The organism is Acinetobacter sp. NIPH 2100 (assembly GCF_000369805.1).
Lineage (GTDB): Bacteria > Pseudomonadota > Gammaproteobacteria > Pseudomonadales > Moraxellaceae > Acinetobacter.
On the sequence record NZ_KB850224.1, the window covers coordinates 1631297 to 1657401 of the forward strand.

Below are 26105 nucleotides of genomic sequence, written 5' to 3' on the forward strand. Positions count from 1 at the left end.
CATGTAAACATGGTTCGGGTTAGGAGATAGAAGACTGAAAATTAGTCTTCAGATAAAGTCATTAAACTCGCATTACCACCTGCTGCTGCAGTGTTTACGCTAATTGCTCGTTCAATGACTAGGCGTTCTAAAGGAATTTGCTCATTCACTTGAAGGTGAGTGATTCCCACGATTGCTCCAGAGCGGTTTGCAATCTTATGCTGTAAGTCAGTTAATTGTTCAACTGAACCTTGATGTAAAGCAGCATCAAAATGATCTGCTTCAACACTTGAAATCACAGTGGTCGCATCTAATACATCTTTTGGTAAAGATGCTTTGTGTTTCACTAGGAATGCATTGTCTTTTAATACAGCTGCTGTGCTACCTACTGCGAAGATTGCTAGGAGTTGCTGCAATTGAGCAGCTTCATCATTGGCAATAGCAAGTACACGATGGCGAGGCAAGATAATGTATTGGTTGCTTTCACCTGTTGGACCTTGCAATTCGTAGAACTTACCAACACCAAATGCTGGAATCGTTGGAATTGCTTGAGGCATATTTTTATTTGCCCATGACAACAAGTTTTGGTAAGCAACATTCGATACAGCATCAAAGCTAGAGATTTCAGCTTTCACCGCAAATGGTGTTGCTAATACTTTCTCAGAACAATGCTCCATCAAACGGTACATGTAAAGCGGACCACCAGCTTTTGGACCAGTACCAGATAAGCCTTCACCACCAAATGGTTGAACACCTACAACTGCACCAACGATGTTACGGTTGATATATAAGTTACCTACTTCCGCGCGTTGAATCACAGTGTTGATGGTTTCATCGATACGGGTATGTAGACCCATGGTCAAGCCATAACCTTTTGCATTGATACGATCGATCAATTGCTCAAGTTCACCGTACTTATAAGTGATGATATGCAATACAGGACCAAATACTTCGCGCTCTAAGTCATCAAGATTTGGTAGTTCGATTGCCGTTGGCGGAACGAAGGTACCTTGTGCAAGTGCTTGTTGGCTTGCAGCATCATTGAACATCAATTGATGAACAGGATAACCCTTAGATTTCATCTTTTGAATGTGCGTATCGATCGTTTGTTTTGCTTCGGTATCGATTACAGGACCAATATCAGTTTTTAAGATCGCAGGATGACCTACGATTAACTGCTGCATTGCACCTTTCAACATTTTGATGACGGTTGCAGCGCTGTCTTCTTGAACACATAAGATACGCAGGGCAGAACAACGTTGACCGGCACTATCAAATGCAGAACTGACAACATCGAGTACCACTTGTTCAGTCAGGGCAGAAGAATCGACGATCATTGCATTTTGACCACCTGTTTCCGCGATTAACGGAATCGGTTGACCATTTGGAGACAAGCGTTTTGCCACAGTCTTTTGCAAGATTTTTGCAACTTCTGTAGAGCCTGTGAACATGATGCCTTGGATGCGATCATCTTGACTCAATTGAGCACCAACAGTTTCACCGCGACCAGGAAGCAGCTGAACCACACCGCGAGGTACGCCAGCTTCCCAAAGCATTTCAACTGCTTGAGCTGCAATCAGTGGTGTTTGCTCTGCGGGTTTTGCAATCACGCAGTTACCGCTAACTAAAGCAGCTGCAATCTGACCAGAGAAAATTGCAAGAGGGAAGTTCCATGGGCTGATACAAAGCACTGTACCCAATGGTTTTACTTGTGCATTTGCAGGTAAGTTTTCGATTTGTGTTGCGTAGTAACGTAGGAAATCGACCGCTTCACGAACTTCTGCAATGGCGTTGGCATAGGTTTTACCACTTTCACGACAAAGCAATACCATCAACTCTTGAATGCGAGTTTCCATCAAATCGGCAGCACGTTTTAAGCAAGCAGCACGTTCTGCTTTGTCCGTCATAGCCCAGCTTTGTTGTGCTTGCACAGCAGCTTCAAGTGCCAGTTGTACATCTGCACTGGTTGCTTCATTGACATGACCAACCACTTCACTATTTTGTGCTGGATTTGTAATTACAATTGCATTACTTTGATCGTGAACTGTTGATTCAAAACCAAGCAGAGGCTTACTGTTCCACACGTGGTCACGAAGTTTTTGTGCAGTTGCATCTAAATCTGTTAATGGTTGATCGTTATTCAGATCGAAGCCATTTGAATTTGGACGTAATGGATAAAGATCATGCGGAAGTGGGATAGCAGGGTGTTTTAAGCCAAGCTGACCTTCTTCTTGTGCTGAACTTTGAATGTCTTTGATTGGAGACTGGATCAGGTCTTCAACTTTCAAGGTCTTATCAGCAATACGGTTTACGAATGAAGTATTGGCACCATTTTCAAGTAAACGACGGACCAAGTAAGCCAATAATGTTTCATGGTTACCAACAGGTGCGTAAACGCGACATGGAACGCCTAGTTTGCCATCTTCTTTAGAACCGACAACTTGTTCGTACAATGGCTCGCCCATACCATGCAAGCATTGGAACTCGTATTGACCTGGGTAGTATTTGCTTGGATCCGCCAAGGTGTAGATCGTTGCAAGTGATTGCGCATTGTGTGTCGCAAATTGCGGATAAACTTGATCTGGTGCTGCAAGTAATTTTTTCGCACAAGCAATGTATGACAAATCGGTGTGTACTTTACGGGTAAACACAGGATAGTCTGTCATACCATCAATTTGCGCTTTCTTGATTTCGCTGTCCCAATATGCACCTTTCACCAAACGGATCATCAGGCGTTTGTTGCTGCGTTTTGCAAGATCAACAATATAATCAACAACGTAGAAACAACGTTTTTGGTAAGCTTGAATAACGAAGCCAATGCCTTTCCAATCCGCAAGCTTTGGTTCGAAACACAAACGCTCAAGCAATTCGAGAGAAATTTCTAAACGTTCAGATTCTTCTGCATCGATGTTTAAGCCGATGTCATAGTGTTTTGCCAAGCACGCAAGTTCAAAAACTTTATTGTAAAGTTCGTGATGTACACGATCAATTTGCGCACGTTGATAACGTGGGTGCAATGCAGAAAGCTTGATTGAAATACCAGGGCCATCGTAAACACCACGACCATTTGATGCTTTACCAATGGCATGAATCGCTTGCGTGTAGTCGTTATAATAACGCTCAGCATCATGTTCAGTAAGTGCAGCTTCACCCAACATGTCGTATGAGTAACGGAAACCTTTGTGTTCAAATGGTTTTGCATGATCAAGAGCTTCTTCGATGGTTTCACCAGTAACGAACTGTTCACCCATCATACGCATTGCAACGTCAACCGCTTTACGGATGATGCCACGACCACTACGCGCCAAAAGACCCGTTAATACGCTAGACAAGCTGGTTTGCTTAGGTGTTTCCATTAACTTGCCAGTTAACATCAAACCCCATGCAGCAGCGTTGACGAACATCAGGTTACTTTGACCTACGTGTTCTTTCCAGTTGCCTTGGTTGATCTTGTCACGAATCAATAAATCACGGGTTGCTGTATCTGGAATACGAAGCAAAGCTTCTGCCAAACACATCAACGCTACACCTTCTTGCGAAGAAAGTGAGAACTCTTGAAGTAAACCTTGAACAATACCTGCTTTACCAGCCGAGCTTTTACGCTCACGTAAATTATGCGCTAGGCTAAAAGCAAGTTCATAAATTTTGTGGTCAAGATCAGGAGAAATGTTTGCTGCTTCAGCGAGTACAGCGACTGCTTCAGGCTCAGCACGTCGCCAAGCTGTATTAATGCGTTGCTCAAACTCACTTTTTTCTTTAAATTCGGTAATATAACCGTCTATGTGAGCTGTTTCCATTTGTGCGGGAGTATCCAATGTATTCATACTAAATTCCAATAACAATCTCTAGAACATATTGAGTAGAGAGGTTTAGATAATTTATGATTACAGAATGAAACCCGAGTAACTCACTATAATTTACTTATTTTTTAGAGGAAAATTCAGTTGAATGGCCCTATTTATGCGTTAGATCGAACTGATCTAAAAATTCTGGATATTCTTCAAGCAGATGGGAGAATTTCTAATAGTAAATTAGCAGAACTCGTGAACCTATCACCGACTGCGGTGATGGCGCGTGTCCAGAAGCTGACCAAGGATGAATTCATCTTGGGATATGAGGCAAAACTCAATCCCAATAAGCTGAATGCGAGCTTTTTGGTCTTTGTTGAAGTACTGCTGGATAAAACCACCCCACATGTTTTGGATGATTTTATTGATGCAGTAACGCAATATCCAGAAATTGTGGAATGCCATATGGTCAGTGGCGGTTTTGATTTTCTGATTAAACTGCGCAGCGCAGGGATGGAAGAGTTTCGTCGTATTGCGGGCCAGATATTATGGCAATTACCGGGTGTGAAGGAAACTCGAAGTTACCCAGTGATGCAGGTCGTGAAAGACAGTTCAAAAATAAAAATTAAATCAAAAACAAAATTTTAAGCAAAAGAAAAGGGGCTCTAGAGCCCCTTAAATTTTCATTCAAGAATTATTTCATTTCACGTGTATAGATTTCATCAGCTTGTTCAAAACGACTGGTTACCGCTGCATTTGGTGTTTTACCCAGTAAGCTCACCACCACGATACTGATCAAAGCAAAAACGAAGCCTGGAATAATTTCGTATACACCAGTATGGCCAAAGAAGTTTTTCCACAAGATTACAGTCAATGCACCAACGATCATGCCCACCAATGCGCCGTTTAAGGTCATACGTTTCCAGAACAATGAAAGAATAATCAACGGACCAAAAGCAGCACCGAAACCAGCCCATGCATAAGCAACTAAGCCAAGAACTTTACTCTCTGGATTTTGAGCGAGAGAGAGGGCAAGCATTGCAACAGCAAGTACCATCGCACGTCCAATCCACACCAGTTCTTTTTGAGATGCATTTTTGCGGATAAAGCCTTTGTACAAATCTTCGGTCAAAGCACTAGAACAAACCAGAAGCTGACAGCTTAGCGTACTCATGACTGCAGACAGAATGGCTGCAAGGATCACACCAACAACCCAAGGGTTGAATAAAATTTTGGTGAGTTCCATAAACACAGTTTCAGGGTTAGCCGTTACTGCTGCAGCGAATTCAGGATGCATTTGGAAGTAAGCAATACCGATAAAGCCTGAACCTACTGCACCCGCTAAGCATAGAACCATCCATGTCATACCAATACGGCGTGCAGCTGGAATTGATTTCACTGAATCAGCTGCCATGAAACGGACAAGGATATGTGGTTGACCAAAATAACCTAGACCCCAAGCTGCAGCTGAAAGAATCGCAACAAGACTTAAATTGGTTGCAAAATCAAAAGCATGAGGGCGTACAGATTCAACGACTGCAGTAAACTCTTCCATACCAATGCCTAAAGACATGTAAGTTACGATAGGAAGCAGTAACAATGCGAAAATCATCAAGCCTGCTTGGAAAGTATCTGTCCAGCTAATTGCTAAGAAACCACCAATACAAACATAACCAATTGTCGCGAATGCACCCAGCCATAACGCTGTTGAGTATGGCAAATGGAACAATGTTTCAAATAAACGTGCACCAGCGACCATGCCAGAAGCACAATAAATCGCAAAGAATACAAGAATAATCAATGCAGATGTGACGCGTAGGATTTTCTTCTGGTCATCAAAACGACCGGTAAAATAATCTGGCAAGGTCAAAGCGTTATTTTGTACTTCAGTATGTACACGTAAACGACCTGCAACCAAGTACCAGTTTAACCATGCGCCAATAATCAAGCCGATGGCAATCCATGATTCTGACAAGCCAGTTAAGTAAATAGCGCCAGGTAAGCCCATGAGTAACCAACCACTCATGTCTGATGCACCCGCAGATAAAGCGGTTACAAAACTGCCTAGACTTCGGCCTCCGAGAATATAATCGTCAAGGTTTTTAGTAGAAAAATAGGCGTATAAACCGATGCCAAGCATGGCGGCGATATATACCACGAATACAACAACAGTGGGGTTAGAAAAATTCATAATGGATGCCTGTCCTTACATATCCATAATTTGCAATCACACCTGAATAGCTAAAAAAATGATTTACTATTCTTGGGATTGATAAGGTCACAGATTCAAGCACAAATGATTTTTAAAACACTGTTATGTTTATGTATATTATTTGTGTGTTTTGTGTAATTTAAATTAAGTGTATGAATCTTAATTTTTTAATTCAAAAAATAGGATTTTTTTTCGCCAAAAAAACAGATTTTGCTGTTTAAAAATAAATCACAATGTATTTAAAAGTTACAATTCATCAAATGTACATGTGTAGATTAAATTTGTTGAGCTAAAAATCAAACAAAAACTATGACACATACTGTTACAAAGGCAACAATCCAGAGAAATTTCACTATAAAAAAATATAATGTTAAGCAGTTTTGCTAATGAAAAATCAGTTGGAATATTTCATATTAGTTTATTGCACCATAAGGGTGCATTGTCTGAGAGAAATGCAAGTGGAAACGGTTCAAGCGGCAACGATAAGAATAGAGCATGATTTGCTCGGCGCAAAAGAAGTTCCAGCAGATTGTTATTATGGAATTCATACACTGCGTGCAATTGAAAATTTTAAAATTTCTTCGCAAAAAGTTGGACAAAATGGCTACTTTATTCGTGCATTAGCTCAAGTAAAGAAAGCTTCGGCTCAAGCGAACTTAAGTTTTGGTAAATTAACAGAAGAACAAAGTTTGGCGATTCAGCATGCTTGTGATGCTTTAATGACTGAAACTGAAAAATGGCAAGATGCGTTCCCGATTGATATTTATCAGGGCGGTGCAGGCACTTCAATTAATATGAATACCAATGAAGTCATTGCAAATATTGCACTTGAATCATTAGGCTATCAAAAAGGTCAATATGATGTGATTCATCCAAATGATCACGTCAATAAGTCACAATCAACCAATGATGTTTATCCAACCGCGATTCGTTTATCAACCTATTGTTCTTTAGATGTTTTATTCACGCAAATGGATAAGTTGATTACTTCATTTGAAAATAAAGCGATTGAGTTCCGTTATGTATTAAAAATGGGACGTACCCAATTGCAAGATGCTGTGCCGATGACACTCGGACAAGAATTTCATGCTTTTGCGACCTTATTAAAAGAAGATGTGCGCTTGATTAAGCGTACTCGAGAAATGTTACTTGAAGTGAATCTGGGTGCGACAGCCATCGGTACAGGTGTAAATACACCAAAAGGTTATGCCGTCCAAGCCGTTTCATGTTTAAAAGACATTACAGGTTTGAATCTGGTCGGTGCCGAAGATTATGTTGAAGCAACCAGTGACTGCGGTGTATTTATTATCCTATCCAGTACATTGAAACGTCTTGCATGCAAACTTTCAAAAATTAGCAATGACTTGCGTTTGCTTAGTTCAGGACCACGTACAGGTTTAGGTGAAATTCAATTACCTGAATTGCAAGCTGGTTCTTCGATCATGCCTGCGAAAGTAAACCCTGTCATTCCTGAAGTGGTCAATCAGATTGCTTTTAAAGTGATTGGCAATGATTTAACCATTACTTTTGCGGCAGAAGCTGGTCAGTTACAGCTCAATGTGATGGAACCCGTGATTGCGATTTCACTGAATGAATCAATCGAATTGCTTACTCATGCGATTCAGAGCTTGGATGAAAAATGTGTACGTGGTATCAAGGCACATGAACAGGCTTGCCATGATGCAGTGATGCGTAGTGTCGGGATTATTACGTTGCTTGATCCATTATTAGGCCATACGCTCTGCGATGAGATTGGTAAGCAATGTATTGCTGAGAACAAAACCATTCAAGAGGTTGTTTTAGAGCGCGGTTTACTGACACAAACTCAACTTGATGAGATTTTCTCTTTTGAAAACTTAGTTTCTGAAGTTGATGGTATCCAAGTCGATTATGTTGCTTAAATCCTAAGCGAATAATTTTTTATTAAAGCCCAGTTCAAACCGAATTGGGCTTTTTTACTTGCACTGAAAAATAATGGTTTTGTGAAATAATTTGATCGGGTCAACACAACGCTTTATTCCTGTGATCAAGTCATCTGACATATTACAGATCATTACAGAGTAGGTGGTTGTCTTACCTAAGCGGGTAACCTATGGTCTAAGAGGTGTCTTAAGAACACCAATGCTTAACAACAATAAATAAGTGAAATAATGAAGGTAGAATAATGATGATGCGACATTTAATTAAACGCAGTTTAATCTCGTTTGGAATATTGGTATTACCTGCTGTGCCATCTTTGGTTTTTGCGCATGGTTATGTACTTAAACCTGAATCTCGTGCTTACGCCTGTAAGCTTAATAAAAATGCACAATGTGGAAGCATTGTCTGGGAACCGCAAAGCTTAGAAGCACCTAAAGGTTTTCCGCAGTCTGGACCACCAGATGGACAGATTGCCAATGCGAATCTGAGTCAATTTTCAGAACTGAATGCGCAATCACCAACACGATGGGTAAAAACAAATTTACCCACTGGCCCCAATGATTTTACTTGGCAATTTACGGCACAACATGTGAGCCAAGGCTGGCGTTATTTTATCACGAAGCAAGGGTGGAATCCTTCCGTAGCATTGGCACGTAGTGCTTTTGATCTCAATCCTTTTTGTAGCGTGGACGGGAAATATCAAAAACCTGCAAGTGTGGTCACACATCGTTGTAATGTGCCAGCAGATCGGAGCGGATATCATGTCATTTTAGCCATTTGGGATATCGGTGATACCAGTAATGCTTTTTATAATGTCATTGATGTAAATGTTGGATCAGGAAATCCGACCACACCAGTCGATCCAGAGGCCCCGAAACCTGTTCAAAGTTGGAATGATATTGGCGATATCAATCCGCTTGATGACTTATTGCAAAATGATCGGGTATCGACGCGTGTGTTTGATCGTAATGGTGAAAATTCAAATTTAAAAACAGAATTACTGATTACAAGTACGGCCAATGGCAGTCGAAATATTTGGCCACGCTTATTAGCAGAAGCGATTAATCGAGAACATAGCGCGTTACGGGCAGGCGTTAAAAACACAAATAGTGAGATTGTACCAGTCAGTGGGAGAAATGATGTTTATAGTAGTTTAAATAGTGGCATCCAACGTGTCGAAATCAAAATTGAGCGTGCACCGATCAGTGGTGGTGGTTCTTATGATTTTGTTTATCCGAAGAATATCAGTACATACAAGGCAGGGACTAAGGTATTAGGCAGTGATGGACGTATTTATCAGTGTAAGCCATTTCCTTATAGTGGTTGGTGTACCATCCAAGCGCATCAATATGTTCCTGCCACTGGTTCGAACTGGCAGGATGCGTGGATTCTCGTAAAATAATAGTTGGTGTAGCAATAAAAAACCGAGTGAATAGATCACTCGGTTTTTTGAATATTCAAGATTTAAAAATTATAAACCTGATTCATAGTCACTGTTTGAAAGTAACTTTTCAACATCTGCCATATTGTCTGGTTTGATCTTATAAATCCAGCCTTTGCCATAAGGTTCATCATTGACAAAGTCAGGGTCATCTTCAAGATCAGTATTGACTTCAACTACGGTGCCTGACACAGGTGCATGGATGTCCGATGCTGTTTTTACCGACTCAACAATACCGGCTTGTTCAGCTGCGGTTACATGGCTGCCAACTTCAGGCGTTTCCACATAAACTAAATCACCCAACTCATCTTGTGCGTGGTCAGTAATTCCCGTAACAACTAGGTCACCCTCAATTCTTACCCATTCATGCGTACGTGCATATTTCAATTCCGCTGGATGATTCATGACAACTCCTTAACAATCTGTCGCATCATTTTATTGGCTTTATACAGGTTTTTTAATCAAAACAAAAGTTTTGGTAATGAAGGGTTTAGCTTTGCATAAACCCACAACATTTTACAATCTTATAAATAAGGGTCTTTGCGCCAGTTACTTGGACTACGACCACTCCAACGCTTAAATGCCCGGCTAAAATTCGCAACATCTGAATAGCCGAGCTCATCTGCAATTTGCTCTAGACTATAATCTGTTCGAGACAGTAAAGACGTTGCATGACGGTAACGAACTTCATCGACTAAGGTTGAGAAGGAGGTTCCTTCTGCTGCCAATTGACGTTTCAAGGTTCGATCTGACATATGCAGACGTTCAGCCACATTCTCAATACTTAAATAATGCTGTTCTGAATTGGTCAGAATATCACGGACTCGCATGGCTAGACGACGACGTTCGCCCAGTGCTGATAATTCAGTTTCACATTGATTAATTGCAATCTGACTGGCAATCGCATCTGCATTGACCATCTTTAAGCCAAGATATTTTTTATCAAAGCTGGAAATCAAATGTGGCTGATTAAAGCGGACTGTACTGGTTAAACGGTCTTTGTATTTGTCAAAGCCTGCTGGTTCAGCAAAATCTAAGTCAACTTCACCTTTTAAATCATCAATTCCAGTGAGGGCTTTGGCCATGGTCATGATACCAATGGTTAAACCTAAAATGATTTCGGTGCGTAAGGGCTCAACTTCAATATCACATTGGAGCTGTAAGGTGGCTTTTGGGCCGAAGGTGGAAAAATAGAGCTGTAAAAAGGGAAGGCGTAACTGAATGAAACGACTTGCCAATGCAATCGCATCCGTGATGTCATGCGCCGTCATAATGGCATAGCCGATAAAGCCATGAATGGAAATACGCATTTGCGTACCTAGATGAAAGCCAAGTGTACTTTCACCAGTCAAACGCAAAGCGTGTTTCACCAATTCATTCGCAATCGGTGTTGGAATTCGATAGTTTGGATCAGCCAGCTGTTCACTCGTTAAATGAAATGGAGCAAACAATGTTTCATCGCTATATCCCCAGCGAGAAACAACATCTAATAGCAATAAGCCATAGACGCCTGGTATTCCTTGATCTTGACGAGTTGAGGTTGTTTTCATGTGCTTTCCGTGGCGCTCATCAATTTTGCCAATATCTTTTAAACATTTAAGTCTTAAACATCTTTACATGAAATAAAATTATCAATCATAAAAATTGTTGGACAAAAGAGTCACCGAATGTTCAACAATTAAATTGCTTTTCTAAAGACTAGAATTTTGGTTGTAGATATTAATAGCACATCACCATGTTGGTTCAAAGCTTGTGTCACGTAGCTGACGATACCACGATCATTTTTTGTTTTAGATGGCACAATTGCAGTAATTTCAACTTCAACATGAATTTTATCGCCAGCACGGGTTGGGCGTGGCCAGCGCAAACTTGACTCTGTACCTAACAGCCCACCGGCTACTGGAAAGCATTCTGTCCATAGACGCATGGTGACAGCTGAGGTATGCCAGCCACTTGCTGCTAAACCTTGAAAAATGGGGTGTTGTGCCGCAGCTTGTTCATCTAAATGAAAAGGTTGGGGATCATATTGGCCGGCAAATTGTTTCACTTCTTCAAGTGTCATTTCATATTCACGGCTACTAAAGCGATCACCAACATTTAAGTCTTCTAAATACAACATTATTCTGTGTCCTGAGTCACTCGCTGTTCAACTAGAAAACCACCAGTTTGGCGTTTCCATAATTGTGCATACAAGCCATCATTGGCAATCAATTCCTCATGTGTTCCTTGCTCAGCAATTCGACCTTGATCAAGGACAATAAGGCGATCCATTTGAGCAATAGTAGATAAACGGTGTGCAATTGCAATGACCGTTTTGCCAACCATCAAGTCATTTAAACTACTTTGGATCGCGGCTTCGACTTCCGAATCAAGTGCACTGGTTGCTTCATCCAGAATCAGAATTGGAGCGTCTTTTAGGAAAACACGTGATATCGCAATACGTTGACGCTGTCCACCAGAAAGTTTTACACCGCGTTCACCGACATAGGCATCATAACCAACACGACCTTTTTGGTCTGTGAGTTGTGGAATAAACTCTTCTGCTCTTGCTTTTTTAACCGCAAGCTGGACTTCGGCTTCAGTCGCATTTGGGCGACCATATTTAATATTTTCAGCAACAGTTCGGTGTAATAAAGAGGTATCTTGCGTTACTAAAGCAATATTGGCGCGTAAGCTATCTTGAGTAACATCATGAATATTTTGGCCATCAATCAAAATACGACCTTGGTTGATATCGTAAAAATGCAGCAGTAATTGGATCAGTGTCGATTTACCCGCACCAGAACGCCCAACAACGCCAATTTTTTCACCAGGTTTGATGGTTAAGTTAAAATGTTCAATGACATTTTTTTTGTTATAAGCAAAGCTAACGTCCTCAAATCGGATTTCACCATGCTGAACTTTTAATGTAGTCGCATCTTGCTTGTCTTGAATTTGGATCTGTTTACCTAAGGTGGTCATGCCATCCTGAATGGTACCGACATTTTCAAATAGCATGGTGACATGCCACATTAAAAACTCAGCCATACTATCAAGCTTCAATACCATCGCCGTGGTAGCTGCAATCACCCCAATAGCAGCTTGCCCTTGTGTCCATAACCAAACTGAAGTACCAATGACACCAATGTATAGAAATGCACTGAGTAAACGAATGCTGATTTCGTATTTGACCCCTAAACGCATTTGTTTATATACCGTCACCATAAATTCTTGCATAGATTCTTTGGCATATTGGCTTTCACGGCCTGCATGAGCAAAGAGTTTTACGGTTTGGATATTGGTATAAGCATCGGTAATGCGACCTGTCATGACCGCACGTGAATCTGCTTGTTTTTTGGAGATTTTACCTAAACGGGGGATAAAATAGCTGGCAATCACAATGAAAAAAACCAGCCACAACATTAAAGGAATAATCAGGATAGGAGAAATAGAGCCTAATACTACACTAATCGTAATGAAGTAGATCAGTACATAGACCAGCATGTCGCCTAAAATCATCCAGAATTCGCGTACAGCCAAAGCGGTTTGCATGACCTTGGCAGAAAGACGCCCTGCGAAGTCAGTATGGAAGAAGTCTAGGCTTTGTTGTAATAACAAGTTATGAAAGCGCCAACGCATGCGCATTGGGAAATTACTAAACAAAACTTGGTGTTTGACCACAGATTGCAGGCTGACAAAGAAAATATTGGCAAACAGGATGCTAATCAGGATGGTGAGGTTTTGTTGATTATTTTCTAAAAATGTACTGGGGTGACTTTGTGTCAGCCAATCGACCAATTTACCAATATAAGAGAAAAATAATGCTTCAAAGCTTGCAGCGGCTGCGGTGCATGCAATCAAGATAAATAGATAAGGTCGGATACCTTTAGTTGCTTGCCAAACGAAAGCAAAAAAAGTAGTCGGTAATGGTTTGTTTAAGTCTTTCGTTGGATAGGGATCAACTAATTTTTCAAACCATTGCAGCATGCCGCATTTCCTCTGATTATGTCTTACGATTCAGCTCACCTTTGTAGGATAACAGAAAATAAGATGAGAAACGGCAAAAGAAAGCAAATGATGCGTATCAAGAGTATTGTAGAAAGAGTGTTTTAATTTAGAGCAGAGCTAAGGTTTTTGGAGTATTCATAATAATGAAGTAATAGATTTAAAATAAATTGAATTAAAGGAATATGTATAAAGTAGCTTAATCTTACTGTTGAATAGAATTTTAAAATTTGAAATGAAAATATCGAGATGATCTTATTTTATTTAGAATATCTTAATATTTTGTGTTTTAAATCTTAAATAAAGTGTGGGTCGGATTTTATCCGTGATGATGATATAATAGATGAAAATTAATATATATTGAAACGGTGATGAGAATAATAGTTACAGCTATATTTATGCTTTTTTTAAGTATAAGTCATGCAGGAAATATTAATAATTTTAGAGAAAATTACGTCAATTTGTCTGATGCTTATTTCAAATCTCTAGATGATCAAATTCAATTCGAATATGGCTTGAAAGGGAAGGAAAAATCCAATCTTGAGCAATTAGAGGCAAAACAAAAAGAGTGCTTGGTTGAAAAGAGCAAAATGAATTTGCATCAACTCATTATTGATCGTTATTCAGCTTATCAGCGTTATATGCAAGACACTGATGAAATTATCCAGACAAAAAATGAATTTAAGCTTAATCAAAATACAGCCCAAGAACATTATCTTGCGCTGAAAAATGAGTTAAAGAAAACCCAGTTTTCATGTTGATTGACAGTAGATTGGGCAGGTTTTCGAGACGTTTTGATTTATACCAAGCTTTTTAGACTCAAGAGTGTCTATAACGTAACACATCCTTAAACGTGTTAAGGATGTGAGCTACAGTATGTGTTCAGTCATCTAGCAAGTTGCTACTGAAAGTTGAAGACTAGCTTAATATAGTTGCTTTTGCAGAGTTTTGCGTCATTTGTTCAAAATATTGTACTGCTGGTGAACGAGCCATATAAGCCAATGCCTGCTCAGTATCTCCTTCATCAATTGGATTAAATTTCGGAGAAGTCCAGCGCAATGTTGCTTTCCACAAATATTTGATTGTTGGCAGATTATCGGTTTGAGTTGCCGTCTTTTCAAATTCACGGATAAAGCTAAAGAATCCACGGCGCATCAATTTTTGAATATCTTTATGTTCCAGATCTTGTTGTCCAAGGCTTCGTGCAAAATCAGCAAGGAAGAAAATAAATAAAGGGAAAACACCCATCATAATCACTTGTCGAGAGACATAAAAACCAAGTTTGTTGGTGAGTAAGTGCTCAAATAAATCATAAGCCACACAACGATGCTCAACTTCCTCGGCAAGATGCCAGCGGAATAAATCGGTCATCGCAGGATCTGCTTTGTCCCAAGACTTGCTATCCAGTGTCCACTGTCCAATCGTACCAGTAAAATGCTCAATTGCAGCAATCACGCCAACACGAAACAGTAACCAATACGCATTGAGCTTTTCGCCTTTTAAAAATGGCAGACCCAATGGCTTATCGCCTAATAGAATATTGAAAATAAAGTGAGCGCGATTTAATGGGTCTTGTATGTCGTAGCCATTTTCTCTTAGAAAATCTTGTGCTTTTTCATGTGCACGCGCATGAGCTGCTTCTTGGCGCACAAATCCGATCACTTCTTGTTTTAATGTTTCATCAGTGACATAAGGGACGGCTTTATTAAAAACTCGGCAGAACCAAAATTCACCAGCAGGTAACAACATATTGATACCATTGGCAATGTGGGAACATAGAGGATCATTTGGCATCCAACAAACAGAAGAGTCGGAAAAATCGAAATATACCTTTCTTGCTTTTAGCTGATGATTTTCTGTGATCATACCTGTCACCCAATATAAAATTACGAATGAATTTGAATAAGTAATTTTTAGCATTGAGTAAAATTGTTCACCATGTGCTTATAGGACAAAAATAAGTTTTCAATCGATTTTAAGGATAAAACATCGCAGTTTTTGCTTGATTGAGGTTTAAAAACCAGACATAAAAAAGCCACATCCTTTGAAGATATGGCTTTAATAAATTCAATCAAGCGTCAATTCAAGATTTAGGTATTAACCAAAGATTTGTAAGATACTTTGAATAACAACCACGTTCACAAGATCGATAAAGAATGCTCCGACAAGTGGAACAATCAAGAATGCTTTATGCGAAGGACCATACATATTGGTAATCGCTTGCATATTTGCAATCGCGTTTGGTGTTGCACCCATACCAAAACCGCATAGACCCGATGCTAATACTGCCGAATCGTAGTTTTTTCCCATGACACGGAAAGACACATAAACCGCAAATACCCACATCGCAATAGACTGAGCAATCAACAAGATAATCATTGGAATTGCAAGATCTGCCAACTGCCAAAGTTTTAATGATACCAGTGCCATGGCGAGGAAAAGTGCGAGGGCAGTGTTACCAAATACATCAATTGAACGATCAAAGATTTCTTGTTTTAAGCCTGTTTCTAACACATTACGTAAGAGAATACCGCCACCCAGTGCCCATACAAAGGTAGGCAATTCAATTGCAGTACCAATCGTCAGGTTTTTCATGGTTTCTGCAAATGCTAAAGCAAATGCAAACATACCTAAGGTCACAATGGCGTTATCAGCAGTGATCAAGCGAACTTTTTGCGGTGCTTCAAAGGTATATTCACTGTCTGTCAGCGGAGAATCTTTATTCTCTTCGCGTACTTCTGCTTTTAGGGGAGACGCTAAATTGTGCTTACGAATTAAATAGCGTGCTAATGGTCCACCCATTAAGCCGCCAACAACCATACCAAAAGTTGCACTGGCAATACCCATTGGCAATGCACCTTCAACAGCATATTTAGTCTCAAAAATAGGACCCCAAGCACCCGCAGTGCCTAGACCGCCTACGAGGGCAATTGAACCTGCAACCACACCCATTAATGGATCAAGACCCACCGCAGACGCAATTGCCATACCGACGCCATTTTGAATGATGACAAAGAAGGAAATTGCAATTAAGAAGATGATTAATGGTTTGCCACCTTCTTTAAGTTTGGCAAAATTTGCACTTAAACCAATCGATGCGAAAAACATCAACATAAAAGTGTCTTGCATCGGTTTATTTACAGAAATTGTATAACCCGCAAATTGATGAATTAAATAAAAAATGATTGCGCCTACTAGGCCGCCAGCAACGGGTTCTGGGATATTATATTTTGTTAAAAAAGGGATGTGCTTGTTTAAAATGCGTCCTACATAGAGGACCAACACCGCTAGCATGAGCGTATATGTTGGATTAAGAGTGAAATCCATAGATATCCTTAAAGTATGAACTATTAAGTGAGCAAAAGGCTCTTAACTGCGTAGATTAAATTAAAAAAAGCACCTTTTAAATATGTGAATTCGCCAATAATTAAACATTCTTATCCTATGTCGATAAAAGCAGACCTGCCAATTTATAAAGCGTAAAATTCCAGTAAATTTAAGCATTTAATTTAATGGCTATTTATTTCGGATGAGATGTTCCTGTGATGAGCTTCACATGAAATTGAGAGGAATTATTTTTTTATATGAATATGATTTAAAAGGATGCTTTTTATACGTTTAGAATAGCTTAATTTTGGATTGCTATCATTGCTGACCATGAATGCAACAAGAGTAAGGTCATTCTGATCATTTTTTAGTGTTAAAATTCTAGAATTCATCAGAAATTACATTTCGTAGCTTAAATCATGTAAAGCGCTCTACAATAAAAACAGAAAATAAATCGTTTATCTTAAGAAAGTGAATATATTGATTTGCTTAATTTTATTATTGGTTGTTCAGGTTACTTAAATGAATAAAAAGCATATTATTTTGTCTTTACTTGTCGGTCTGGTTATTGGCGGTTTGATCGGTTCATTCGGTTATTCAAAAACTGCGGCACGTTATGATGCAATGACGACTGCTTGTGTCATGATGAATCAAGCGGTTGAAAATGAATTATTGACGCCAGAGCAAGTTAAACAATTAGGTACATTGACTGGTCAAAGTCTTAAGAAGGATTATCAATCGGTTGCATCAAAGTTCCAGTTTTCTGAAAAACAGTTGGCAAATGCTTCTGAAGGTTCAAATTGCAGCCAGTTTATCGTTGCTGTAAACGAAGCCAAATAATTCTCGTTTTTAAAGGAAAGCCCACTTCATGTTGGGCTTTTTTAACTTTAGAAATATATAAGTTGCTTTTATAGTGCAATAGAAAAAGAAAATGCTGTAACTGATGGAGTAGGCGTATACTGTTTATACATATTAGAATCATAAGGAGTTTAAAAATGCTTGTTAAATTTGCAGTTCGATTCATGGGTGTTTTATTCACAGTACTGGCGCTAGTTGCTATTGTGATTCATTTCTTTTTTTCCAGTAAGTTAACCACGGATTTATGGATTATCATGGTTCCGATTATTCTTGGTGTTCCAATGCTCACTTCGATCATTGTTGCGAAAGATGATGAATTAAGCATCAAATAAGATTTATGTTTAATTGTATAAAAGCTTGTCAAATGATGGGCTTTCTATTTTTCTGTGGTATAAAAATAATTCAAATAATAAAGGAGCATAAAGTGGTTGTTTCTCAAGTTATTCAAAATTTAGATCGTGAATATGAATTGTTTATAAACTCTCAAAGTTATCAGTCCTATAAAAACAGTGACTTACAAATCAAAGCATTATTTTTAAGAAATGCATTGAAAGCGATTAAATATCCATATACTCATTTGGTCCCTTTAGGTGGGGGTGTTTATAAGTTGTTGAATTTTGATCATTTCGAATTCGATATTAACTTATTTAATACCCCTCAATTTAGCAATAAAATAGCTTTTATTGATTGGATATCTAAACGCTTATACAAAGAGATTTATAGCTAAAATTTAGTGTATGTATTTTTGTTATTCTAAGCTGAAATTTTGATGATCACAAAACACTCATTGTGATTGCTTTTGAGTGTTTTGTGATCATACTTGGATGGTCATCTATAAGTGTAAAAAATAAGATGTCTTTTCACATAACGAATGGGTACTTATCTATCTTATTAGATCGGTATGATTATACATTTTGAATAATGAAAAATTTCTTTAAAAATAATTCATCGATTTTAGTTCTCATCATAATTGTTGTGGGTGGATTTTTTTATGCGTTTAAAGTGGATAGTCGTATTCTTATTCCCAAAATAGGTCAGACTGATTTGCAATGTGCTGGTGTTGCTGTGCCAAGCGAAATTAAATACAGTGAGGGTGATCTTTTTTGCTCATGTATCCGATTAAGTAATCATCAGACCATAAAAGAACGATATGACTATTGTGTGAATAAATTCACCAAAAATACCAAATGATTTACCAGATATCGGTTTCTCGCTTTTATTTATAGTCTTTCAGCAAAAATGATTTTTAAAAAATTAAAAATAAATTATTCTCTAAGCTCTTCAATTCAAATAAAAATAGGCATTAGGATGAAAAAAATACTTGTTGGGGTGATGGGGTTAACTGTATCTCTTATGGGCGCGAATGGGTGGGCAGATACACCTTTACAAGTCAATTATGGGACACCGCAAGAGCTTGGACAGCGCACAGTCCAACCCATAGAACAAGATTATCGCAGTGAGAGTAATAGTGGCATCAAGACCTCTATATTTGCAGAATATTATGGTTCTCGATTGCAGTCCGATGAGATTGATGGTCATGAGAAATTAAATGGCATTGGTACAGGCATTACCTTTACCGCTTTGGATACCTTAAGTACAACTTTCGGTTTGAACTACCAAAAAAATTCAGATTGGAAAAGTACTGAAATTAATGTGAAAGGTGGCTATAGATTTTATGATCATAACAATACTTATGCGAATGCAAGCATTGGTATTGGTTATGCATGGCTTGATGCAGATGACTATGATACCAAGCTGCGTTATGTCACCTTACCAATTGATTTTGAATTAGGTCACTATATTCAAAAAGATATTGCTGGGTATGTAGGGTTAGGCTATAAATGGTTGTATATCGAAAACTTTGATGATGTATGTACTGGTTATTTCTGTGAGAGTACTGCATCTGATGTGTTAGATTTAGATGGAATCACTTATAAAGTGGGTATCCGTTACAATTTCTAAGCATCCGTTTTTACAGCAAAAAGAGCTCGTCACAAGATGAGCTTTTTTATTGACCTTATAAACTTTGCTTTTACATAAAGTCGAAATAAGTGCGTTCTTTTTAATCAATCCTTACTCATGCAAACAGTCAAAAAATCCTGATCGCTTAAGATAAAGATTCAATGATGAATGAGAGCATTTTTAAAATGACAAATACTTTTGAATATAAACAAAAAAATTTAAAAACAACTCCCGCTGTAAATATCCAGACGTCAATGATTAATCGTTTTAGTCCAAAGTACTGGCGCATTGATGGCCCACAAACCATGTCTTTTGCGATTACCAATTATGGCAATGGCTTTGAAGCATCCTTCCGCTCACGTACCACAACCGATCTTGCGGGGATTATTTGGGATTCATATGATGCGAAAGACCATAAATTTTTGGCTTATGAAACCAAATATGATTATAGCGGTGTGATTTGGGATTTCGATATTGAACTGTCAGCATCTATGCCAATGTTAAATAATCCAACCTTAACACCAACATTGACGGTGCAATATAAAGCCAATGGTGAGGACAAGGTCGCCTACATTGTCTTATTTAATTATGCCAATCAGCCAGCGTCTCGCTCAGCGCATATTCATATCAATTGGAATACGGTCAAGGCAGGCTTTGCAGCAACCGATTCTTTTCCTGTTACTAATATTCAGCGAATTTCTTTCTCTGGATTTACCTCGAACTACAATGCTCACTCGACCCAACCATTAACCCAAGCAGAAGATGGCTATATCCGTATCACCAACTCTGTAACTACGGGGCCAAATGCCAAACTTACGCTCAAGCGGGTTTCTGTGCCGCAGCATAACTATGGCATTTGTACTAGTTATGATGATCATTATGATCTCAACCCACAGCGATTGGTCGATAATATGCAGGCTTTGGGCTACCACGGTTTGATTAATCATTATTGTGGCATGTCAAAATACCCTGAAATGTCTTGGAAAAGTGATATCAATAAATGGCAAATTCCAGATACATTGGTGAGTAACCAAGCTGTTGTGAATCCCTGTACCCGTAAATGGCATGAGCGCTTCTCGCAGGCATTGCAAAGCGTAGGGATGCTGCCTGTATTTGGTGTGAGCTTTGAAATGTATTCATTAGCTGCAAATGAGTTTTGGGCACAACGTGATTGGAATAGCAACTTAGGTCGTACGGGTTATGAGCCACCTAGTTATTTTTTCAGCCCTTGTGACCAAAATGCTTTGGCATATCTGCATAAAGTATTTATCGAGTTTGCAGATATGATGGTCGTAGGGGGATGTCCCGTGAATATGCAGATCGGTGAACCATGGTGGTGGTATAACCAAGGCACAGATTTACCTTGTGTCTATGATTTTCCAACCAAGCTGGCATTTAATGCAGACACTGGTTTATATGCGCCAGATTTGGGAACGATTTATGATGCGGTCCATAAAACAGGGACACCATATGATGAGTTTAAGGCTTGGTTACGCAACAAACTTGGGCAGACATGTCGAGATATTCGTACAGTGGTTAAAACCAAGTATCCAACGGCGAAAGTGTGTCCATTGATTTTCTTCCCAACGATTCGGACACCTATTGAAACCTTGGCGACAGATATCAATTATCCAAGTGAGCACTATAGCTATCCGAATTTTGATTACATCATGACGGAAGCCTATGACTGGATTTTGGAAGCGCGTTTAGGTTTAGCACATCAAGCTGTAGCAGAGATTCCTACACAAGATTTGAACTATCCAGCCGATAAAGTGGCTTATTTGACAGGATTTGTCCCTGATTCATCAATTGCACACCTGTATGGATTTGATAAGACCAAGCCTTATCGAACACCAATTTGGCAGCGTGTATTTGGGGATATGAAGAATAATCAACCTTTAGGACTGATGAAGCAGTTTATTTGGGCCTATCCGCAAGTGATGCAGGATTCTGTGACCATTGATACAGTACAGGCACCCAATGGATTCTTTGTTGAAAATACATTGTGCACGCCAATTAGTGACGATACGCCGTATCCGCCTGAAATTTATCTATAAGTAATATCCAAAAAAGAAGTGGTTTTAAAATTAAAACCACTTCTATTTTTATCATTTATTCAATTTTAAAGCACAATTATCTAATAGCGATGCGGATATTGGAGAGACATCCATAGAATTTTTGCTTGAGCATATGCAGTTAAACTTTTCTTACCCAACAGGTACAAAAGATATCTACGGTGTCAGTCTTTAATGATAAATTAGAACAAATGACCCGCGATAGCGGATTTTTATGAATTTATCGTATGCAGCATTGTTATGAAAATCAGAATTCTATCTCTCGGCCTAATTTCAATCCTATTTGTTGGTTGTAATAAACAACCAGAAGTTAAAACTGAGCAAGCACAAGAAAGTTTTGAAGTTGTGGACAACAAGATTTCCGAGTACATGGACATTTTGGACAACCCAGATACACCCAAACAAGAGCAGACACGGGTACTTTGCAAAGATTATCCAAATCTGTATGAATCAAAGTATATTCCTGCTTTGCTAAAACTTGCACCAAAGGACTACACCAAAGAGAAGCTGATATCTGATTTAAAAGTATCGACTGATTATTATGCTGAAAAACTGGATATTGTTTGTAAATAGTGATGTGTAGAGAGGGGATTTTCCTCTCTTACTTTTAAAGAGCAGGCATTTTATAAAATTTGAGGTCTATCGTTATCTTCATTTCATTATTTTTTTAAATAAGAATTAATCTCATTTTACAATTTGCTATGCTAAGATCTGCAGCTGGTAAATGCATTGATCTAAAATAATATTATCATGAAGAAAATCCTTTCGATTACATCAATTTTGATGTGTAGCACACATGTTTGCGCTATCGAGTCTGACTTTCAGCAGTCCATTCATATTGCTGCAGAGAACACACTTTATAGTCCAAATCAAAATAGTTTCTCCGCTTCAAATATTCAAATCAAACAAGGGACGATTGATATCCAAGCGGCTAAAGCGATTGGAACAATGAAAAATGGGCAGCCTGACCAACTTACGCTAACTGGAAGTCCTGTCAGATTTCAACAGAAAGTGAGTGAGGAGAAGGGAATGGTTTATGGTAAAGCCAATCGTGTTGATTACAATACCTCAGCAACAGAGATCGTATTAAAAGGCAATGCATCAATTCTCATGGATGGCTCAAGTATTTCAGGTGAAACACTCAGATATAATTTAACCATAGGTGATGTCGAGGCTCGCGGTAGTTCGAATAAACGCGTTCAGATCATTATTCCACCTCAGAGAAAGGTAGAGATGAAGCCCCTCAAAACCAGCAGGTAAACTTTAGTGGGAATGGAACAATGGCCTAAAGATGGTTGTGCTGAGCAGTATTGTGGTTTTTTTATACGTTAGATACAGAAAAATTATCTCTGCGCCAAAATCTGTCGTTTAGTTAGTGTTGTGGCCTTGAAAAACTGGAATTAGAACATATTATAATTTTTTCTTATTCTGATATCACAGGCGGAATACGGTGAACGAAGAAATTTTGTTACCCGCTTCAAAAGCAACTGCAATTTCCAACGCGAATGTTAAAAAGTTAACTGTAGATAAAATTCTCTCAAAGATTTCCAGTACGATCAAATTAAGGGCCAATGATGGCGACCGAGATGCCTTGCAACAATTTTCAAAACATGAGGTAAGTAGCGAAGACGCAGATATTGTTGTGACGGAATTGAAGGAAGCCGGTTATAGAGTTTTCTTAAATCCTAATTTTACCAATACCAATATTCAGTTTCAGCTCGAGTGGGATTGAGTAAAAAGTCAGTCTAAAGCCCCAAATATTATTGGGGCTTTTTATTGTGTGTCCAAAATGTTGTGCTTCAATAAAAGTGAAACAGGCCATTGCTGTTCGAAAAATTGCATTTACCTGAAGCTAAAAAATCCCTAAATGTTTAATAAAGTTGCCTATAATGTTGTAAAGCACAATTCGGGCAAAAAATGAGCTTAAAAGGATTCTTTTTTATCATAGTGGGAACGACACTGGCTTTCGTGAGCTACTTCTATTGGGATTATAAAAAAACAGGGGGCTATCCGAAGAATAGTGATGGTTATTATGGTTATTCTTTTCCGATAGACAATGGATTAAACAACCCTGAGGATTGTGAACTGGCAAATACAGAAAACCCAGAACAGCCGCCAGTATCAAAAGAATGGATGGAAGGTTGTCGGAAGTATTTTGAGATGAATTACAAATAGCTTGTGGTTTTTATAATTTATAAAAGATTGATATTTTAGACGATGGCTTATAGAAATAGACTACAACTTAATAACTTTCAGAGTATTTTTAACTTGAAAACTTTAATACAAAAATCAGATTTGATATGATTTTCGTATTATTCTAGTTTCTTAGATTGCTTGATTTATTTATATAACATTAGAAAAGTGGTTTTTATATGAAAAATTTAACTAGAGCTATTTTTTCTAGCTTCATGGTACTTTCTTTAAGTACTCAAACATCAGCAAATATTTATATTCCTGTTTCCCTTTTTAAGAAAGCAAATAAATCCCAGTTTGTAAAAGCACAAGCTTTGAAAACAGAAGAGTTTAATGTATCAACAATACAATTGTTAGAAGAAGGTTTTGTACCGATTAAATCGCAGAAATTTAATGGAAGAGACAGTTCAAAAGGTTATGACTATATCGTTAATGAATTGGGGAAAAAGAGCAGACTCACTCGGCGCTCAGATAGTATTATTTAGCAATAATCAATCAACAGAATCAATAGGATACTATAATTTCTTAACACCAGCTCCTCATAATTCTCAAAATCAAGCGGAAAATAATGGCTTTGGGAGCGTGAATACATCCAATAATATCAATGGAGCCTTAACTCAATCAGCCCCCATTTATCAACCACAAAAAGAATATACAGTCAGTTACTTTTATAGGTTTGAGTCAATTACAGGAATTTATCCCATTGATTTATCTGATTTAGACAAATCTAGAACTGGATACTTAGAAGGTATAAAGGCTAAAGTTATATCAAAGAAATCTGCCGCTTTCGGGGAAATATTGGAGGACGACATTATTCTAAAAATTAATGATATTGTGGTAAGAGATGTAAGTCATTTTGTAGATATTTCTAATTACCTAAAGAAAGAGACTGTTAAGTTTGAAATTTTACGAAAAGGCCAAAAAATGACTAAAGAAATATCAATCACATAATATTTTCTCTTTAGGATTATTGATTGTATGACCCACCAACTTCAAGTCTGTAGAATAGAAAAAACTAAAAAAGCACCCGTAGGTGCTTTTTTAGTTTTTAATTTAAGCTTTGGTCTCTTGCTCTGTCGTAAGCAATTGAAAATCATGACCAGATGGCGCTTGGTAAATTCGTAGACCAAATTCAGGAATGATCGCAATTAGATGATCAAAAATATCAGATTGGATTGCTTCATAAGAAGCCCATGCAATGGTATTGGTAAATGCATAGATTTCTAAAGGCAAGCCTTCACTGGTAGGCTGCATTTGACGTACCAAAATAGTTTGGTTTTGGGCTATACCTTGGTGCTGACGTAAGTAAAACTCAACATAAGCGCGGAATGTCCCAAGATTAGTCAAACGACGCTGGTTATACTGAGACTGATTGCTCAAATGATTATTGAACTCTTCAATTTCAGATTTTTTAGCATCGAGGTACTGGTCGAGTAGCAAGAAATCTTTTAGTTTTTGCTGCTCCGCATCACTCATGAAGTGAACACTGCTTTGATCTAGAAACAGTGAACGTTTAATACGACGACAACCAGATTCACTCATCCCACGCCAGTTTCTAAAGGTGTCCGTCACCAGCTTATTGGTTGGAATGGTGGTAAAAGTCTTATCAAAGTTCTGTACGGTCACTGTATGTAATGACATATCAATGACATCGCCGTCTGCATTTAACGATGGCATTTCAATCCAGTCACCAATACGAACCATATCATAAGAAGCAATTTGAACACTGGCAACTAAAGAAAGAATGGTATTTTGGAACACCAACATCAACACTGCAGCCATTGCACCGAAGCCTGCAAGTAAAGTAAACACATCTTTTTTCAAGAAAGTGCCTAAAATCATCAGGCCACAGACAACAAATAAGATGAGTTTAACAAGTTGCAGATAGCCCTTAATCGGTTTGTTTCTGGATTTAGGATTACGTTGATAGACCAAATTAAAGATGTTCAATGCTTCACTGATAGTGAGTGCAAGCGTCAGGAAGATAAAGGCTTGTGCACCCATTTGTACGAAGCTAATGAACTTCTCCGGCAAATGTGGAACAGTCACAATACCATTCATAATCACGAGAGCTGGAACAATATTCGCAAAGCGGCGGGTAACACTATGCTGTGCAAATATTGCTTGGTTTGGGGATTTAAATTTTGTAATTAAGTGGCGAATACCACGGACAATAATTCTTTTAGCTATAAAGTTTGCAAGTGCTGCAAACAAAATCAAAACTGCTAATGCAAGCGTTGTTTCTAGCCATGGGTAATGGCTAAGCTCGCTACGCATATAATTTAAATAATCCAAACCCAAAACACCTTATAAATTCTTAAAGTAAGAATTGTAAGGTGTAATAGGGATTTATATAAGTTTGATCA

The 26105-nt window shown here is 38.4% G+C and carries 24 protein-coding genes; 15 read left to right on the forward strand and 9 right to left on the reverse strand.

The genetic code is table 11. The features are described from left to right. Positions 1 to 41: 41 nt before the first annotated feature. Complete coding sequence (gene putA, locus F887_RS10435; RefSeq protein WP_005293400.1) at positions 42 to 3803, reverse strand: trifunctional transcriptional regulator/proline dehydrogenase/L-glutamate gamma-semialdehyde dehydrogenase; 3762 nt, start codon at positions 3801 to 3803, stop codon at positions 42 to 44. Between the two features lie 120 nt (positions 3804 to 3923). Between putA and F887_RS10430 the strand changes: the two genes are divergently transcribed. Next, positions 3924 to 4415 carry an Lrp/AsnC ligand binding domain-containing protein gene (locus F887_RS10430; protein WP_005152404.1) on the forward strand — a complete coding sequence of 164 codons (492 nt, stop codon included), beginning with the start codon at positions 3924 to 3926 and terminating at the stop codon, positions 4413 to 4415. Positions 4416 to 4461: 46 nt separating this feature from the next. Here F887_RS10430 and putP read toward each other — a convergent pair whose 3' ends face one another. Continuing rightward, positions 4462 to 5958: a sodium/proline symporter PutP gene (putP, locus tag F887_RS10425; protein WP_005293403.1), complete on the reverse strand. Its 1497-nt coding sequence runs from the start codon at positions 5956 to 5958 to the stop codon at positions 4462 to 4464. Between the two features lie 473 nt (positions 5959 to 6431). On the opposite strand from putP, the gene aspA reads away from it, so the two are divergent. Both aspA and F887_RS10415 read left to right on the forward strand, forming a co-directional pair. Further along, positions 6432 to 7880 (forward strand): aspartate ammonia-lyase, encoded by a 1449-nt coding sequence (gene aspA / locus F887_RS10420; protein WP_050560053.1) that lies wholly within the window; start codon positions 6432 to 6434, stop codon positions 7878 to 7880. 263 nt (positions 7881 to 8143) lie between these two features. After that, positions 8144 to 9301 (forward strand): lytic polysaccharide monooxygenase, encoded by a 1158-nt coding sequence (locus F887_RS10415; RefSeq protein ID WP_005293408.1) that lies wholly within the window; start codon positions 8144 to 8146, stop codon positions 9299 to 9301. A 69-nt stretch (positions 9302 to 9370) separates the two neighbouring features. On the opposite strand, the gene gcvH is transcribed toward F887_RS10415, so the two are convergent. The 4 genes from gcvH to F887_RS10395 form a co-directional block, all read right to left on the reverse strand. Then, on the reverse strand, positions 9371 to 9745 hold the full coding sequence (gcvH, locus tag F887_RS10410) for a glycine cleavage system protein GcvH (protein ID WP_005293410.1): 375 nt from the start codon (positions 9743 to 9745) through the stop codon (positions 9371 to 9373). 119 nt (positions 9746 to 9864) lie between these two features. Beyond that, positions 9865 to 10890, reverse strand: coding sequence for an AraC family transcriptional regulator (locus F887_RS10405; protein WP_005293412.1), 1026 nt, complete (start codon positions 10888 to 10890; stop codon positions 9865 to 9867). A 128-nt stretch (positions 10891 to 11018) separates the two neighbouring features. Beyond that, a complete protein-coding gene (locus tag F887_RS10400) occupies positions 11019 to 11459 on the reverse strand; it encodes a MaoC family dehydratase (RefSeq protein ID WP_005293415.1) in 441 nt (146 codons plus the stop codon). Continuing rightward, positions 11459 to 13306 carry an ABC transporter ATP-binding protein gene (locus F887_RS10395; protein WP_005293418.1) on the reverse strand — a complete coding sequence of 616 codons (1848 nt, stop codon included), beginning with the start codon at positions 13304 to 13306 and terminating at the stop codon, positions 11459 to 11461. The genes F887_RS10400 and F887_RS10395 overlap by 1 nt, the downstream gene beginning before the upstream one ends. Positions 13307 to 13722: 416 nt before the next feature. Between F887_RS10395 and F887_RS10390 the strand changes: the two genes are divergently transcribed. Continuing rightward, positions 13723 to 14085, forward strand: a complete 363-nt coding sequence (locus F887_RS10390; protein ID WP_005293420.1) for a hypothetical protein — start codon at positions 13723 to 13725, stop codon at positions 14083 to 14085. 157 nt (positions 14086 to 14242) lie between these two features. On the opposite strand, the gene F887_RS10385 is transcribed toward F887_RS10390, so the two are convergent. Further along, positions 14243 to 15190 carry a metal-dependent hydrolase gene (locus F887_RS10385; RefSeq protein WP_032863115.1) on the reverse strand — a complete coding sequence of 316 codons (948 nt, stop codon included), beginning with the start codon at positions 15188 to 15190 and terminating at the stop codon, positions 14243 to 14245. Positions 15191 to 15421: 231 nt separating this feature from the next. After that, on the reverse strand, positions 15422 to 16651 hold the full coding sequence (gene gltS, locus F887_RS10380) for a sodium/glutamate symporter (protein WP_005293425.1): 1230 nt from the start codon (positions 16649 to 16651) through the stop codon (positions 15422 to 15424). Positions 16652 to 17173: 522 nt separating this feature from the next. On the opposite strand from gltS, the gene F887_RS10375 reads away from it, so the two are divergent. From F887_RS10375 to F887_RS0117945, 11 genes are all read left to right on the forward strand, one after another. After that, entirely contained in the window at positions 17174 to 17491 is a 318-nt protein-coding gene (locus tag F887_RS10375) for a hypothetical protein (protein ID WP_005293427.1), read from the forward strand. A 155-nt stretch (positions 17492 to 17646) separates the two neighbouring features. Continuing rightward, a complete protein-coding gene (locus F887_RS10370; RefSeq protein WP_005293430.1) occupies positions 17647 to 17841 on the forward strand; it encodes a hypothetical protein in 195 nt (64 codons plus the stop codon). A 92-nt stretch (positions 17842 to 17933) separates the two neighbouring features. Further along, positions 17934 to 18236, forward strand: a complete 303-nt coding sequence (locus F887_RS10365) for a hypothetical protein (protein ID WP_005293433.1) — start codon at positions 17934 to 17936, stop codon at positions 18234 to 18236. A 581-nt stretch (positions 18237 to 18817) separates the two neighbouring features. Further along, on the forward strand, positions 18818 to 19471 hold the full coding sequence (locus F887_RS10355) for a hypothetical protein (protein WP_005293440.1): 654 nt from the start codon (positions 18818 to 18820) through the stop codon (positions 19469 to 19471). A gap of 185 nt (positions 19472 to 19656) precedes the next feature. Then, positions 19657 to 21528 carry a non-contractile tail sheath protein gene (locus F887_RS10350; RefSeq protein WP_005293442.1) on the forward strand — a complete coding sequence of 624 codons (1872 nt, stop codon included), beginning with the start codon at positions 19657 to 19659 and terminating at the stop codon, positions 21526 to 21528. 258 nt (positions 21529 to 21786) lie between these two features. Further along, a complete protein-coding gene (locus tag F887_RS10345) occupies positions 21787 to 22119 on the forward strand; it encodes a hypothetical protein (RefSeq protein ID WP_005293445.1) in 333 nt (110 codons plus the stop codon). Positions 22120 to 22293: 174 nt separating this feature from the next. Beyond that, the gene (lptA, locus tag F887_RS10340) at positions 22294 to 22806 is read left to right on the forward strand and encodes a lipopolysaccharide transport periplasmic protein LptA (RefSeq protein ID WP_032862838.1); all 513 of its coding nucleotides are present in this window, start codon (positions 22294 to 22296) and stop codon (positions 22804 to 22806) included. A 190-nt stretch (positions 22807 to 22996) separates the two neighbouring features. Beyond that, the gene (locus F887_RS10335; protein WP_005152440.1) at positions 22997 to 23278 is read left to right on the forward strand and encodes a hypothetical protein; all 282 of its coding nucleotides are present in this window, start codon (positions 22997 to 22999) and stop codon (positions 23276 to 23278) included. 185 nt (positions 23279 to 23463) lie between these two features. Continuing rightward, a complete protein-coding gene (locus F887_RS10330) occupies positions 23464 to 23721 on the forward strand; it encodes a hypothetical protein (RefSeq protein ID WP_032862840.1) in 258 nt (85 codons plus the stop codon). A gap of 197 nt (positions 23722 to 23918) precedes the next feature. After that, positions 23919 to 24224 (forward strand): hypothetical protein, encoded by a 306-nt coding sequence (locus F887_RS18775; RefSeq protein ID WP_005293455.1) that lies wholly within the window; start codon positions 23919 to 23921, stop codon positions 24222 to 24224. Then, on the forward strand, positions 24172 to 24690 hold the full coding sequence (locus F887_RS0117945; RefSeq protein WP_005293457.1) for a PDZ domain-containing protein: 519 nt from the start codon (positions 24172 to 24174) through the stop codon (positions 24688 to 24690). Before F887_RS18775 ends, F887_RS0117945 begins: the two co-directional genes overlap by 53 nt. 102 nt (positions 24691 to 24792) lie before the next feature. Here the strand turns inward: F887_RS0117945 and F887_RS10325 are convergent, their stop codons facing one another. After that, on the reverse strand, positions 24793 to 26034 hold the full coding sequence (locus F887_RS10325; RefSeq protein WP_005293462.1) for a mechanosensitive ion channel family protein: 1242 nt from the start codon (positions 26032 to 26034) through the stop codon (positions 24793 to 24795). Between the last annotated feature and the right edge of the window lie 71 nt (positions 26035 to 26105).

Coding starts and splice junctions, on each gene's coding strand:
- F887_RS10415 (WP_005293408.1), top strand. CDS start 8,144: ATGATGATGCGACATTTAATTAAACGCAGTTTAATCTCGTTTGGAATA.
- putP (WP_005293403.1), bottom strand. CDS start 5,958: ATGAATTTTTCTAACCCCACTGTTGTTGTATTCGTGGTATATATCGCC.
- F887_RS10385 (WP_032863115.1), bottom strand. CDS start 15,190: ATGATCACAGAAAATCATCAGCTAAAAGCAAGAAAGGTATATTTCGAT.
- F887_RS18775 (WP_005293455.1), top strand. CDS start 23,919: ATGAAAAATTTAACTAGAGCTATTTTTTCTAGCTTCATGGTACTTTCT.
- F887_RS10345 (WP_005293445.1), top strand. CDS start 21,787: ATGAAAATCAGAATTCTATCTCTCGGCCTAATTTCAATCCTATTTGTT.
- F887_RS10390 (WP_005293420.1), top strand. CDS start 13,723: ATGCTTTTTTTAAGTATAAGTCATGCAGGAAATATTAATAATTTTAGA.
- F887_RS10405 (WP_005293412.1), bottom strand. CDS start 10,890: ATGAAAACAACCTCAACTCGTCAAGATCAAGGAATACCAGGCGTCTAT.
- gcvH (WP_005293410.1), bottom strand. CDS start 9,745: ATGAATCATCCAGCGGAATTGAAATATGCACGTACGCATGAATGGGTA.
- F887_RS10395 (WP_005293418.1), bottom strand. CDS start 13,306: ATGCTGCAATGGTTTGAAAAATTAGTTGATCCCTATCCAACGAAAGAC.
- putA (WP_005293400.1), bottom strand. CDS start 3,803: ATGAATACATTGGATACTCCCGCACAAATGGAAACAGCTCACATAGAC.
- F887_RS0117945 (WP_005293457.1), top strand. CDS start 24,172: ATGAATTGGGGAAAAAGAGCAGACTCACTCGGCGCTCAGATAGTATTA.
- gltS (WP_005293425.1), bottom strand. CDS start 16,651: ATGGATTTCACTCTTAATCCAACATATACGCTCATGCTAGCGGTGTTG.
- F887_RS10375 (WP_005293427.1), top strand. CDS start 17,174: ATGAATAAAAAGCATATTATTTTGTCTTTACTTGTCGGTCTGGTTATT.
- F887_RS10370 (WP_005293430.1), top strand. CDS start 17,647: ATGCTTGTTAAATTTGCAGTTCGATTCATGGGTGTTTTATTCACAGTA.
- F887_RS10350 (WP_005293442.1), top strand. CDS start 19,657: ATGACAAATACTTTTGAATATAAACAAAAAAATTTAAAAACAACTCCC.
- F887_RS10400 (WP_005293415.1), bottom strand. CDS start 11,459: ATGTTGTATTTAGAAGACTTAAATGTTGGTGATCGCTTTAGTAGCCGT.
- F887_RS10355 (WP_005293440.1), top strand. CDS start 18,818: ATGAAAAAAATACTTGTTGGGGTGATGGGGTTAACTGTATCTCTTATG.
- F887_RS10330 (WP_032862840.1), top strand. CDS start 23,464: ATGAGCTTAAAAGGATTCTTTTTTATCATAGTGGGAACGACACTGGCT.
- aspA (WP_050560053.1), top strand. CDS start 6,432: ATGCAAGTGGAAACGGTTCAAGCGGCAACGATAAGAATAGAGCATGAT.